Raw genomic sequence first — 12,775 nt, forward strand, 5'->3', positions numbered from 1 at the left:
AAGCATTGCAGGACTGGTCGGAAAACAGGGGTAATATTACCAAGATCATGGTTGACTTTACCTTATAAACGAAAAAGATGAAATCTGCAATAACCATAGCGCTGGTACCCCAAATAAAAAGCGGGCCCTGGGTATTCTGGAAAAACCTGGAAGATTCCATGGCCAAAGCGGCTGCATTAGGATTTGATGCGGTTGAGCTTTTTACTGCTTCAGCCACAGCAGTTGATGCCCGCCTGCTGCAACAGCTTTCGGAGAGCTACCGTATACGGGTATGCGCAGTGGGTACCGGGGCGGGGAAAGTAGTACAGGGCTTAACGCTCACAGACCCTGATGCCGGAGTACGAGCCCGCGCTATAGATTTTATAAGTGAGATGATCGGCTTTGGAGCGGCATCTACCGCACCGGCAATCATTGGCTCCATGCAGGGCAATGTGCCGCAGGGTACCGAAAGAGCGGTTGCCTTACAGTGGCTGAGCGAAGGGATAAGCATACTGTCGGACGTAGCCCAAAAGAAAGGCGTGCAACTGATATACGAACCCCTGAACCGCTACGAAACCAATATATTCAACTGCTTCGTCGATGCGGTTGCGTGGTTAAAGACGCTTGATACCACAAATGTTCAATTGCTGGCCGACCTGTTTCACATGAATATTGAGGAAGATTCCATACCCGGAACAATTTATCAGTATGGCAGCTATATAGGACATGTACATTTTGCCGACAGCAACAGGCGCGCCATAGGCATGGGGCATACACACATGAATGATATTGCAAAGGCCCTGCAATCCATAGCTTACAGCGGGTACATTTCTGCCGAAGTGTTTCCCTGGCCCAACAGCGATGCGGCGGCCCGGCAAACGATCAATGCTTTTAATACCTGGTTCAAATAAAAAACGACTATGCAAAAATTTTGTTTGGCGCTCGACCTGATAGATGACCCTGAAAGCATGAAGGAATACGAGAACTGGCACAAGCCCGGCGCGGGCTGGCCGGAAGTACGGCAAAACGACCTGGATGCAGGAATTACCAATATCGAGATCTACCGCACAGGCAACAGGATGTTCATGATCCTCGAAACAGACGACAATTTCACCTTCGACAAAAAGAAGCAGTTGGATGCCCATTGCGCTAAAGTACAGGAATGGGAAGAGCTGATGTGGAAATACCAGCAGGCCATTCCCTGGGCAAAGCCCGGCGAAAAGTGGGTGCTGATGCAAAAGATCTTCCAGTTTGAAGGGAGATAAGCGATATTTCAATTGCTCTGATTGATTCGATGCTATGGTTTGTATCTGCACAAATCCAGTTCCCGACTTGTATTCGTGAAGGCATATGGCGGGACATAGTCCGGGAAGAACATATTAATAACGAAGTCGGGAGACAGCGCATAACGGGAGTCTGACATAGCGGACACGGAACGTTGATGAACATGAACATCTGTAAGCATGAATTTATACAACAACAAGATATTCCAACTGAAAAAAGGAATTTATTCAAAACAGTACCTGCTGGAGCAAATGATTCGCTTTAAAAAATTTATGGATGAACATTTTGCTGAAAAAATTCAGTTAGGCGAAATATCTAAATCGGCTAACCTCTCCAAATTCCACTTCATACGACTTTTTAGACAATACTATGGCATAACACCTAATCAATATCTCATAGAAAAAAGAATACTGGAAGCTAAAAAACTATTGAAATCGGGAAAATCCGTTTTTGAGTCATGTGCGGCCGTAGGATTTGAAAGTGCGAGCACTTTTTCCGGGCTGTTTAAAAAAATCACAGGAGTCGCGCCCATAGATTATTACAACAAAAAAGCAACTTTGAAGAAGTAAATGATTTTAAATCGCCCTTTTTTTGTAAAAAATCATCCATTGTACTTTTAAACAAAAATTTATGGGCTATAAGATCACTACTTTCTTCATGTTTGAAGGGAACGCAGAAGAAGCAATGAATTTTTACACTTCTTTATTTAACGATTCTAAAATAGCAAGCATCAGCCGTTATGCAAGTGGAGAACCTGGTGATGAAGGCACTGTTAAGCATGCTGTTTTTTCTCTTTGCGGACAGCAATATATGGCCATCGACAGTTCTTCAACACATGGATTTACATTTACACCTTCCATGTCTCTATTTGTTGATTGTAATTCGGACAAGGAGATTGATACGCTTTTTGAAAAACTAGCTAATGGCGGGAAGGTTTTAATGGCCTTGAATAAATATCCCGGCCTTAAGAAATTTGGTTGGCTCACTGACAGGTTCGGTGTATCATGGCAACTTAACTTAAAATAAATATTTTATCCTGCCCTTCATGACAATAAAAGTTACCAGCATCATGGTTGATGATCAGGACAAAGCACTGGAGTTTTATACTAAAATCCTGGGCTTTGCAAAAAAAAGAGAGATCCCTCTTGAAGAGGGTCGTTGGTTAACCATTGTGTCAAATGAAGACAAAGATGGGGTGGAATTGTTACTCGCCCCGTTGGGATTTTCGCCGTCCATACTATATCAGAAAGCATTATTTGACGCAGGAATACCTGCCATTACTTTTAATGTGGAAGACATAGATAAAGAATATGCCAGACTGAGGCAATTGGGTGTTGAGTTTAGCATATGTCCAACGCAAATGGGGATTTCAAAACCCGCCGTGTTCAACGACACTTGTGGAAATAAGGTGCAGTTGGTTGAAGTATTATAGCGGGGAATACACAGCAGTGGTATCTTTCGGTTTAAAGGAAGATGAGCGGTATTTCAATTGCCCGGGTATCATTCGATATCTCCCAGCCGCTGTGACCCGCTGTGCGAAGTCTCCCGACTTCGCGCCTGCTATGTTCTCCGGAGATTTATATCTTCGTTCATAAAGCTCATAGATCGCCATCAGCGTTGGCTTTTCTCCCAGTCTGGTTTTCCGGGACAAAGTCCCGGAAGAACATATGGATGACGAAGTCGGGAGACTTCGCATAGCAGGCTATTGGTATAAGCCTGTTTTTATAACTTCAATAGCTTTTTCAAGTATTTCATCTCTTCTTTGCCGTACACCATCAATTGTAGGTTTAACCAAAATATCAGGTATTATACCAACTCTTTGTGTTTCCCTGCCATCAGGATAGTAAAACCCGAGAGAACTCATACTTACAACATAACCACCAGGCAATATTATCTCGCGCCGATCACCATCTGCACCTGCGCTATGATTACCAATAGTTATAACATCTGGTGCGGTCTGTAGCGCCATTACTGTAAGCTCAGCCATACTTTGAGTGTGTTCATCAATCAACAACACGATTTTACCCTTGTAGTACCGAGCATTATTTTTGCCTGTATGTAGTTTTTTAAACCGAACATACATTCCGGGAAAATTAATTAAAGGCTGAGTAACATTTGCAAAATATTCTTTCTCGGAATTCAAGTATTTAGAAAGTTTATGATAAATACTCTGAGGATAGTTTCTTACATCAAAAATAATTGCTTTTGTATTCCAAAGTGCTTTCATAGCTTTCGATACGTCTTTGGAATTTAGGGAGCCAAGGTTTACAAACCCAATATCATCATCTATTTTTTTCCATGATGCCCCGGTGTCTTTTTTATAATAACCTTCCGCGAGATATTGAAATCTGTATCTGTGTATTATTTGTTCTTTGATCACGCCATTGCGTTCAATCGTCACTATTGCCGAATCTGTATTTCCGTTTAGTAATATGACTGTAATATCTCTGAGCTTGCAGTCGTAATTTGAAGCGCCAAAATATTTCCCCTTTTCAAGGATGATATCGTTTAATGGACGTCCATCTATTTTCAATATTATATCTCCATATTGTATACCATCTTTTTGTCTTAGTAAATCATTATAAAACCCGGTTACAATAGCTTGATTTTCAATAATTGAATATTTGAAAACAGGGAATTTCTCTCCAAAGTATTTAAATGTTTGGGGCGTATATGTAATGAAAGAATGGCTATCGTTAATGGACGCGGCCATCTCCAAAATCAGTAATTGATATGAAAGTGTATCCCGCACATTCTGAAATCTTGGTATCATTCCGGTCAAAACCGAACCCCAATCCTTTCCAATTGCATATTTATAAGGATAGAAATAGTTGATAATGTTCCAATAACGGCCAAGTGCAAGCAACCGCATTTCTTTAGAAGGGAAGATAGAATCTTTGTAAGTTAACTCAGATGAATAATTGGGGCTTGCGGCTTTAAAGACTACTACTTTCTTTACCGGGGTGTAATAATTCTTTCCCTGATTTCTATTTTTAAAAATATAATTCAGCGTTTCCCTTAAAGTCTTATTAAAGATAGCGGGATCATTTATCCAATGAAGGTCATGATTCTTTTTAAAAACATCTGGTATTGAATCCTTTGTATTTTTAAGCATTTTTATTTCTCCCAGACTCTTAATCCAGTTTAGGTAATAACTATTGGTTTCTTCTTTAGTTGTTAAACCAGACACAGCAGACACTCTGTTTAAAAATTCTTTATCCCAGTCAATATTTCCCTGCGCTACTTTAGGATGATGGTATTTCAAAAATCCCCATATTTTGCAAAAAACGGCAATTTGCTGATTATTGCCCTGACTATTTGCACAAACGCCAACCAACAGATAAAGCAATAGCAATAGGACTTTTTTCATATATACTTATTCAATAAATGTTACCATTGAAATACCCAATATAGCTTCATCAACAATAACTACTTTTTGCAATTTACGTTATTGAGCTGCTATTTTAAGTCGTGCCGGATCTTCATGAAAGGGTGCCGGAAGACAGCCATGACCCCGGTGCCGGACGATCTCCCGAGGTCCCACCTTCCCCCACAATTGCGGTACTGTAACGACTCCATCGGGAGGGAATACGGTATTTTATGGTTAACTTAACGCCAAACCACGGTATGAAATACGCATTCCTTTTCCTTTCTCTTTGTTTGCATACAGTATACGCACAACAGCCGGCGCCATCAAACAACAAAGCGGAAAGGCTGCAGATTGCCGCAGCAATGGAAAACAGTTTGCAAAAGGAATTGCTGGCACAATGGTATCCCCGGTCTTTTGATACGGTATACGGCGGCTTCACAAGCTCCTATACCTACGATTTTAAACCGGCGCCCAACCAGGATAAAATGATCGTAACACAGGCACGCCATACCTGGGTCAATGCAAAAGCTGCCGAACGGTACCCTGCCATGGCATATTATACAGCAGGAGCAAAGCATGGCTTTCTTTTTCTTAAGGATGTAATGTGGGATAAAACCTACGGCGGGTTTTATACGCTGGTGGATCAGGAAGGAAGGGTAAAGAGAACCGGTTTTGCGGAAAAAGAAGCCTACGGCAATGCCTTTGGCATATATGCGCTCGCCGCATATTATAAAACATCAGGCGATACCGCCGCACTGGGCCTGGCAAAGCGGGCATTTGCATGGCTTGAAGCGCACAGCCACGACCAGGTATACAAAGGCTATTTCCAGCATATGCAAAGAGATGGCACACCTGTTAAGCGAACTGCTGATATTCCTTCTGTTTCCGATCTCGGGTACAAAGACCAGAACAGCTCTATTCACCTGCTGGAAGCTTTTACGGAACTGTACCTGGCGTGGCCTGACCCGTTATTACGGGAACGATTAACCGAAATGCTGCTGCTCATCAGGGATACCATCGTTTCACCCAAAGGGAATCTTATACTTTTCTTTCAACCGGACTGGACGCCTGTTTCATTCGGTAACTCAGACAAAGAAAATATCCTGAAGCATCGTTACCTTGATCACGTTTCCTTTGGTCATGACGTAGAAACGGCCTGGCTCATGCTGGAAGCTTCACATGTACTGGGTTTTAAAGATGACAGCATTACCTTACATAAAGCAAAGCAAATGGTGGATCATGCTTTGCACAACGGCTGGGACAGTGTGGTTGGAGGGTTTTATGATGAAGGTTATTATTTCAAAGGTGACGACGGGATCACCATTATAAAAGATACCAAAAACTGGTGGGCGCAGGCAGAAGGAATGAATACGTTGTTGTTTATGGCTGACCTTTTTCCAAACGACCCTTTACGCTATTTTGAAAAATTCAAACAGCTCTGGAACTATGCGCAAACCTACCTCATTGATCATGAACACGGCGACTGGTACGAAGGCGGGCTGGACAAGCAACCCGAACTCAAAAAAAGCCTCAAGGGCCATATCTGGAAAGCCACCTATCACCACTTCCGTTCATTAAGCAATTGCATCAGCGCATTAAGAAATAGCAAGTCGTAGTTTCAATTGTTTTTCACCTATAATCTTTTCCAAATGCCCTGGTTCGTGTCCGCACGAACCAGCTCCCGGCTTATATTTCGCGGAGGCATGAGGCGGGACATAGTCCCGGAAGAACATATAGATAGCGAAGTCAGGAGACTTCGCATAGCGGGGCTTCGCATAGCGGGGGCAGGTATTTTCAAATTACCGGATTTTCAAATTTTCAAATTCCTCAATAATATCTCCCCAGCAGCGGATGCTCAATGATCGTTTTTTTCATTTGCAGCGGATCTATAATACCCTGCCGGGCATATACAATTTTACCACCGGGCTCTACCAGGATGGTATAGGGCAAGGCGCCCTGCCAGTTGGGGTCTACGGCTTCAATGAGCTGGTATTTATCATCACCACTGAAAATATAATTAACATTGGATGCCTGCTGCTTTTGCAGGAATTGCAATGCTCTTTCTTTTTTAGCCGGATCATCCGCACTGATGCTGATGAATTCAAAATCTCTTTTGCGGTACATCCTGTTGATGGTTACAAATTCCGGGAATTCCGTAATACAAGGGCCGCACCAGGTAGCCCAGATATTGATCAGGCGCAGCTTATCGGAATCGTTTCTCAGCAGATTTTTTATTCCTGCTGTATCTATATCATTTAAATGTACAGGCTCTTTCGCCCATTCCTGCTGCGCCTTAACGATCCAGTCGCTTTTCTCTTTCCACTTCGTGGAACATCCAAAAACTTTTGTAGTGGGCGTAACCAATTCTTTGTTGGCAAGCAAAGCTTCTATGGCATTACGCGTATCAAAATGTTTTGGCGTTTTTGCAGGATTTTCCACATCATCTATCCTTCCCCGGAAGCGAAGCCTGCGTTTTTCATCAAAAATAAAAACATGCGGTGTAACAGCAGGACCGTACGCTTTTGCCGTTGCCTGTGTATCGCCATCGTATAAATACGGGAAATTGAATCGCTTTTCTGTGGCACGGATCTTCATCTCCCCGAAGGAATCGCTTAAGTCTGTATAATCCAGCTCATTTAAGGTGATGGATCTGGGATCGTTGGGCATAACAGCAACCACGGCAACGCCTTTGCCGGAATAGTCGGACGTAAGTTTTATGATACGATCTTCATACGCCTGTGCGGTAGGGCAATGATTGCAGGTAAAGATGACCACCAGAATTTTATTATTGCTGAATGAGGCAAGCGTATAGATCCTGCCATCAACGGCAGGCAATGAAAAATCCGGTGCAGGAGCGCCAATAGCAAGGATTTTATGTTCCTGAGCCGGTTGGGCATAATGTTGTAAAGGCTGTAATAAAAATAAAATGCTCAGCAAAAAAACGGGAAAAGAATGTTTCATAACTGAATATTTTACCAAAAGTTACCATTTTCAGTCGACACAGCCTCTATTTCATCAGTCATTTATACTGCTCATCAATGCTTCGGGCGAATTACTAAAAACAATCCGTTCTTCGGAACGACCGTATAAAAATCCTTCAGCTTCCATTTTTAGTATATGTGCCTCAAGATGCCGGTAATAGCCTGCCGTGTTAAGCACAAATATTTTTTTGTTGTGGATGTTCAACTGGTTCCAGGTAAGCATTTCAAACAACTCGTCCAGCGAACCATAACCGCCGGGCAAAACGATGGCTGCATCGCACAATCCATACATCAGCTTTTTTCTCTGATGGATATCACCGGTAACAATAAGTTCCGTTAGCCCGGTATGCTGTTGTTCCCATTCTATAAGTACCTGAGGTATAACACCGGTTACCTTGCCGCCGGTTTGCAATGCAGCATTGGCTAAGGCGCACATCAATCCTTTATTACCCCCTCCGTATATCAGCTTAAGTCCGGCTTCCGCTATCAGCCTGCCGAGCTGCGCCGCATCCCTTTCGTATTGCGGATCAGCGCCCTGTCTGGATCCGCAAAAAACCGTTACCGCATTAATTTCCATATATCTTAATTTGAACTGCAATAATACACAGTAACGCGGTTGAATGACTGTTTGCGTTTAATATTCTGCTGTGCGGCAAGGTTGCTGTATCCTCATCATCCAATACCATCCATAAAAAATAAATGTTTTATCTTTCCCCATAACTTTAATTATACCATATGTCTCCATGGCTGCTTTTTTCATTTGTAGTAGGGTACTTTATTTTGCTTTTGGTGGTGGCTTACTACACTTCCCGGAATTCCAACAATGATTCTTTTTTTATCGGCAACAGAAGTTCCAACTGGATGCTGGTGGCTTTTGGTATGATCGGCACGTCTCTATCGGGTGTAACTTTTGTATCGGTGCCCGGAACAGTAGGCAGCTCGGGCTTTGCCTATTTCCAGGTGGTGATCGGGTATTTGATCGGCTATTTCCTGATCGCCTTTATTCTTCTGCCCCTGTATTACCGGTTGAATCTCACATCCATCTATAATTACCTGCAGCACCGCTTTGGAATGATCTCCTATAAAACAGGCGCCCTGTTCTTTATCATTTCCAGAACATTGGGCGCAACAGCGAGGCTGTACCTTGTTATCAATATCCTCCAGATCTTCATACTCGATAACCTTGGAATGCCTTTCTGGTTTACCACCGTTATTATTTTGCTGATGATCATTCTTTACACTTTTGAGGGAGGCGTTAAAACCATTGTATTTACAGATACACTGCAAACTTCTTTTATGCTGCTGGGACTGGTTGTATGCACCATCTTTATTATGAACAACCTGGGTCACAGCTTTTCAGGAACACTGAATGAATTAGGGAGCCTCGGCCTCACCAGGATTTTCAATACGGATATCAACAGTTCGTCTCATTTCCTGAAGCACATTTTAGGCGGCGCTTTTATTACCGTTGCCATGACAGGGCTTGACCAGGAAATGATGCAGAAAAACATCAGCGTAAAGAACCTGAAAGATTCCCAGAAAAACATGGTTACTTTCAGCATCATAATGGCACTGGTAAACTTCTTATTTCTTTTCTTAGGTGGCTTGTTGTATATTTTTGCAGCCGAAAAAGGCATCAATGTCCCGCCGGATGACCTGTTCCCCACTGCTGCGTTGAGCTACATGCCGACAGCATTATCCATTATTTTTATCATAGGGCTTATTTCCGCACTCTTTCCCAGCGCCGACGGGGCATTGACCGCTTTGACCTCTTCGTTTTGTTTGGATATTTTGGGATTAAAAAGGAAAGAAGACTGGAGTGAAAGCAAGCGGCGAAGGATCCGGCTGACCACCCACTTCAGCTTTGCTTTTATCTTTTTTATTATCGTACTGGGCTTTAAACTGGTTGACAACAAATCCATCATTGATGTAATCCTGAAGGTAGCGGGTTTCACCTACGGACCACTGCTTGGTTTGTTTGCCTTTGGCATCCTCACCAAAAAAATGATCAACGACCGCCTGTCGCTGTTTGTTTGTTTGCTGGCGCCCCTGCTTATCCTTGGCGTTGATATGATCAACAACATTGAATGGTACCAGCCGCAACTGAATTTAAGCGGTCAGTGGGTTGAAAGCATCAGGTCTCTTTCCAACACTCTTTTCGGGAAGTTCAAAATTGGTTATGAACTGCTCATCTACAACGGGATACTCACCTACCTGGGCTTATGGATCATTTCAAAAAAGCCTGCTTCAACGAACTAAATTTTTATAAAGTACGTTATATCAATGAGAGCCACTGCACAGGCGGTGGCTTTGCTGTCTGTGGCCGGGATTGTGGTGAGGAGTGAATGGTGAGTAGTGAGTAGTGAGTAGTGAGGAGTGAATCTTTTATTCACTATTCACAATAGCCTGTTCACTATTCAACAAACATCCGGCTAAAATTTAATTGACTGAATGTAATTTTTATACAAAAGAAAAAGAGTATGAACGCAACCCTCAAAACATTGAAAGAAAGACACTGGAAGGAAAGCATGGCCCACAGCAGTTGGCAGATCTTTAAGATCATGGCCGAATTCGTGGAAGGTTTTGAAACATTGTCAAAGATAGGTCCCTGCATATCTATATTCGGTTCCGCACGAACAGAGCCGGGCAATATGTACTATGATCTTTCCATAGAAATTGCGCGACGGCTTTCCGAGGAAGGATTCGGCATCATTACAGGAGGCGGCCCCGGCATTATGGAAGCGGCTAATAAGGGCGCTGTACTTTCAAACGGCAAGAGTGTGGGATTAAATATTGACCTGCCTTTTGAGCAGCGCCCCAATGAATACATTGATAAGGACAAGCTGCTGAACTTTGATTATTTCTTTGTACGCAAAGTGGTCTTCACCAAATATTCACAGGGGTTTGTTATGATGCCCGGGGGGTTTGGTACTTTGGATGAATTTTTTGAAGTAGTTACACTAATACAAACAGAAAAATTTAAGCAAATGCCCATGGTGCTGGTGGGCAGAAAATACTGGCAGGGCTTAATGAACTGGCTCGAGAAGGTAATGCTCGTAGAAGGTAACATTAACCCGGAAGACCTTGCCTTATTTGAAATTGTTGATACCGCGGAAGAGGTGGTGAGCTATATGTTAGACTACTACCGTACGAGGCAACTGGCGCCGAATTTTTAGGGTGTACAGGGTGCAGGTTTCAAGGTGCAAGGAAACACAGGGTTTCAGTGTTTCGGATTCAGAGCTTAAGCTTTCGGGCTTTCTTTGTTATTTGTTTCTTGATGTTTTTTTCCTGCTTAAAGCTCAGAGCTGATCGCTGACAGTCCTTCGGATTTCAGATTTAATATTTAGAATTTTATTTGGTTCTTGTTATTTGATTTTGGTGCTTTGCACTCAGAAGCGGTCTGACCCTTTTTGTATCGGGTGCCGGCCATATTTCCCGGGCCGGGAGTTTATGGTTTTTAGTTTTTATTTATCGTTGTATTCTTTCGATTTTAGAGCTTTACGCTTCGGATTTTTTTGCGTTTTGTTATTTGTTTTTTGACGCTTTTGCGTTTAGACACGGTCTGACCCTCCTTCGCCGGGTGCCGGCCGCATCTCCGGATTTCCGGAAATTTTTAGTTTCTTGTCTATTGTTGTATTCCTTCGGATTTAGAGCTTATGGCTTCGGATTTGAAATTTATTTGGTTCTTGCGATTTGGTTCTTGTTATTTTCTTTCGGTGCTTTGCGTTCAGATGCGGTGCTGACCCTCCTTTCGTCGGATGCCGACCGCATCTTCGGGTTTCTCTTAAACACCTGCACCACATCATTATTCTTTATAAAAAGAACAACAGATCCCTTTTTATTCTGCAACTGCACAATATCCCTTACCTCTCCCTTTACGATCATACCTGTTTTTCTGTTGGGCACAAAAGTATAGTTGCCCTTTCCGTCTCCCTTTAAAAAACAGCTATGGCTGGCATCATATCTTCCTATTTCAGGCTTTACGCCAAAAAAATTGCCACCCAGCAAAATATCGGTCAGTCCATCTTCGTCAAGATCACCTGTTAAAATTCCGTATACCGGAGAGAACTGCGCCTGCAGGGGCAGGGGCTTCAATGTAAAATTCCCTTTGCCATCGTTTACGGCAACACAGCTGTTGAACTGTTCCGCTTTTCTTATCACGGCTCCTTCCAACTCATTTTCCGAAAAAACCTCGTGAATGGTCTTACCCGCATAGTCGGCATACTTAGGAAATTTCTTCTTTAAGCCGGGCAACTGCATTACCATCTCACCACGCAAGGGCAGGGGATACGATATGCTGTCTGATTTATAATAGCACAGAACCGATTCCGTTTGACCGTTTTTATCAAAATCTTTCACATACAATTCTACAGGGTGAGCAATATCGCCCCGGATTTTTGAATTGAGTCCCAGGTTGCCAATCACGAAATCAACATACCCATCGCCATTGAGGTCTGCGGCCTCAATGCAGTTCCACCAGCCATTGGAAAACGGCAGCTCTTTTTTTATGAATATGCCGTTTACTTTTTTAAATATGGTTAACGGCATCCAGTCGCCCACAACAACAAGTTCCGGACTTCCATCATTATCCGTATCTGTCCAACGGGCATCCGTAACCATTCCAATGTTTTTTAGCCCCGGCGCATACCTGTCTGTTTCTTCCGTAAATTTCCCTGTGCCGTCATTGACCAAAAGAAAAGAGCTGGGCGTTAAACCATATTCGCCCGGCAAAACACGGCCGCCAATAAATAGGTCCACATCTCCGTCCCCATCCATATCTGCGGCTCGCGCGCAGGATGCGGTAGTTGTAATTACAGGCATGTTTTGCGGTGCATAGGAGAAATTGCCTTTGCCATCGTTCAGGAACAGGCGGGGCCGCAGCGGTGCAGCCGCTCCTTTGTCTTCATTACCGCCATATACCACCAATAGATCATTATCGCCATCCCTGTCTGCATCAAAAAAGGCAACACCAGTTTGATCAGTGATGTTGGCAACATCAAACACCGGCTGGCGGGAGCGTACCAATGTTCCGTTGGCCCGCTGAAAAAATAATTTCCCGAAATCTGATTTTGCACCTCCTATGAAAACATCATCCAACCCATCGCCATTTACATCGGCCACAGCACATTTGGGGCCTTCCATTGAAACCATTTTCGGCATC

The 12,775-nt window shown here is 43.2% G+C and carries 12 protein-coding genes; 8 read left to right on the forward strand and 4 right to left on the reverse strand.

Annotated elements, in window-relative coordinates; translation table 11 throughout:
* Positions 1-77: 77 nt before the first annotated feature.
* The 5 genes from PLH26_RS14435 (at position 78) to PLH26_RS14455 (ending at position 2,695) form a co-directional block, all read left to right on the forward strand.
* Positions 78-890, forward strand: a complete 813-nt coding sequence (locus tag PLH26_RS14435; RefSeq protein ID WP_324586737.1) for a TIM barrel protein — start codon at positions 78-80, stop codon at positions 888-890.
* Positions 891-899: 9 nt separating this feature from the next.
* Positions 900-1,244, forward strand: a complete 345-nt coding sequence (locus PLH26_RS14440; protein ID WP_324586738.1) for an L-rhamnose mutarotase — start codon at positions 900-902, stop codon at positions 1,242-1,244.
* Between the two features lie 198 nt (positions 1,245-1,442).
* Positions 1,443-1,832 carry an AraC family transcriptional regulator gene (locus PLH26_RS14445; RefSeq protein WP_324586739.1) on the forward strand — a complete coding sequence of 130 codons (390 nt, stop codon included), beginning with the start codon at positions 1,443-1,445 and terminating at the stop codon, positions 1,830-1,832.
* A 61-nt stretch (positions 1,833-1,893) separates the two neighbouring features.
* Complete coding sequence (locus tag PLH26_RS14450) at positions 1,894-2,289, forward strand: VOC family protein (protein WP_324586740.1); 396 nt, start codon at positions 1,894-1,896, stop codon at positions 2,287-2,289.
* A gap of 19 nt (positions 2,290-2,308) precedes the next feature.
* On the forward strand, positions 2,309-2,695 hold the full coding sequence (locus PLH26_RS14455; RefSeq protein ID WP_324586741.1) for a VOC family protein: 387 nt from the start codon (positions 2,309-2,311) through the stop codon (positions 2,693-2,695).
* Positions 2,696-2,965: 270 nt separating this feature from the next.
* Here the strand turns inward: PLH26_RS14455 and PLH26_RS14460 are convergent, their stop codons facing one another.
* Positions 2,966-4,633: a S41 family peptidase gene (locus tag PLH26_RS14460; protein WP_324586742.1), complete on the reverse strand. Its 1,668-nt coding sequence runs from the start codon at positions 4,631-4,633 to the stop codon at positions 2,966-2,968.
* A gap of 257 nt (positions 4,634-4,890) precedes the next feature.
* On the opposite strand from PLH26_RS14460, the gene PLH26_RS14465 reads away from it, so the two are divergent.
* On the forward strand, positions 4,891-6,249 hold the full coding sequence (locus PLH26_RS14465; protein ID WP_324586743.1) for an AGE family epimerase/isomerase: 1,359 nt from the start codon (positions 4,891-4,893) through the stop codon (positions 6,247-6,249).
* Between the two features lie 211 nt (positions 6,250-6,460).
* Here the strand turns inward: PLH26_RS14465 and PLH26_RS14470 are convergent, their stop codons facing one another.
* Positions 6,461-7,594, reverse strand: coding sequence for a redoxin family protein (locus PLH26_RS14470; protein WP_324586744.1), 1,134 nt, complete (start codon positions 7,592-7,594; stop codon positions 6,461-6,463).
* A gap of 54 nt (positions 7,595-7,648) precedes the next feature.
* Complete coding sequence (locus PLH26_RS14475; protein ID WP_324586745.1) at positions 7,649-8,191, reverse strand: LOG family protein; 543 nt, start codon at positions 8,189-8,191, stop codon at positions 7,649-7,651.
* A 158-nt stretch (positions 8,192-8,349) separates the two neighbouring features.
* Between PLH26_RS14475 and PLH26_RS14480 the strand changes: the two genes are divergently transcribed.
* Together PLH26_RS14480 and PLH26_RS14485 are read left to right on the forward strand one after the other, a co-directional pair.
* Positions 8,350-9,873, forward strand: a complete 1,524-nt coding sequence (locus PLH26_RS14480) for a sodium:solute symporter (RefSeq protein ID WP_324586746.1) — start codon at positions 8,350-8,352, stop codon at positions 9,871-9,873.
* Between the two features lie 221 nt (positions 9,874-10,094).
* A complete protein-coding gene (locus PLH26_RS14485) occupies positions 10,095-10,790 on the forward strand; it encodes an LOG family protein (protein ID WP_324586747.1) in 696 nt (231 codons plus the stop codon).
* Between the two features lie 499 nt (positions 10,791-11,289).
* On the opposite strand, the gene PLH26_RS14490 is transcribed toward PLH26_RS14485, so the two are convergent.
* Positions 11,290-12,775: FG-GAP repeat domain-containing protein (locus PLH26_RS14490; protein ID WP_324586748.1), on the reverse strand; the 1,486-nt coding region annotated here is incomplete at its 5' end.

Origin of the sequence: Agriterribacter sp. (assembly GCF_035444585.1) — a bacterium.
GTDB lineage: Bacteria > Bacteroidota > Bacteroidia > Chitinophagales > Chitinophagaceae > Agriterribacter.

Excerpts from the sequence above, each read along its gene's own strand:
- PLH26_RS14450 (WP_324586740.1), top strand. The coding sequence starts at position 1,894 with ATGGGCTATAAGATCACTACTTTCTTCATGTTTGAAGGGAACGCAGAA.
- PLH26_RS14445 (WP_324586739.1), top strand. The coding sequence starts at position 1,443 with ATGAATTTATACAACAACAAGATATTCCAACTGAAAAAAGGAATTTAT.
- PLH26_RS14475 (WP_324586745.1), bottom strand. The coding sequence starts at position 8,191 with ATGGAAATTAATGCGGTAACGGTTTTTTGCGGATCCAGACAGGGCGCT.
- PLH26_RS14485 (WP_324586747.1), top strand. The coding sequence starts at position 10,095 with ATGAACGCAACCCTCAAAACATTGAAAGAAAGACACTGGAAGGAAAGC.
- PLH26_RS14480 (WP_324586746.1), top strand. The coding sequence starts at position 8,350 with ATGTCTCCATGGCTGCTTTTTTCATTTGTAGTAGGGTACTTTATTTTG.
- PLH26_RS14460 (WP_324586742.1), bottom strand. The coding sequence starts at position 4,633 with ATGAAAAAAGTCCTATTGCTATTGCTTTATCTGTTGGTTGGCGTTTGT.
- PLH26_RS14455 (WP_324586741.1), top strand. The coding sequence starts at position 2,309 with ATGACAATAAAAGTTACCAGCATCATGGTTGATGATCAGGACAAAGCA.
- PLH26_RS14435 (WP_324586737.1), top strand. The coding sequence starts at position 78 with ATGAAATCTGCAATAACCATAGCGCTGGTACCCCAAATAAAAAGCGGG.
- PLH26_RS14440 (WP_324586738.1), top strand. The coding sequence starts at position 900 with ATGCAAAAATTTTGTTTGGCGCTCGACCTGATAGATGACCCTGAAAGC.
- PLH26_RS14470 (WP_324586744.1), bottom strand. The coding sequence starts at position 7,594 with ATGAAACATTCTTTTCCCGTTTTTTTGCTGAGCATTTTATTTTTATTA.
- PLH26_RS14465 (WP_324586743.1), top strand. The coding sequence starts at position 4,891 with ATGAAATACGCATTCCTTTTCCTTTCTCTTTGTTTGCATACAGTATAC.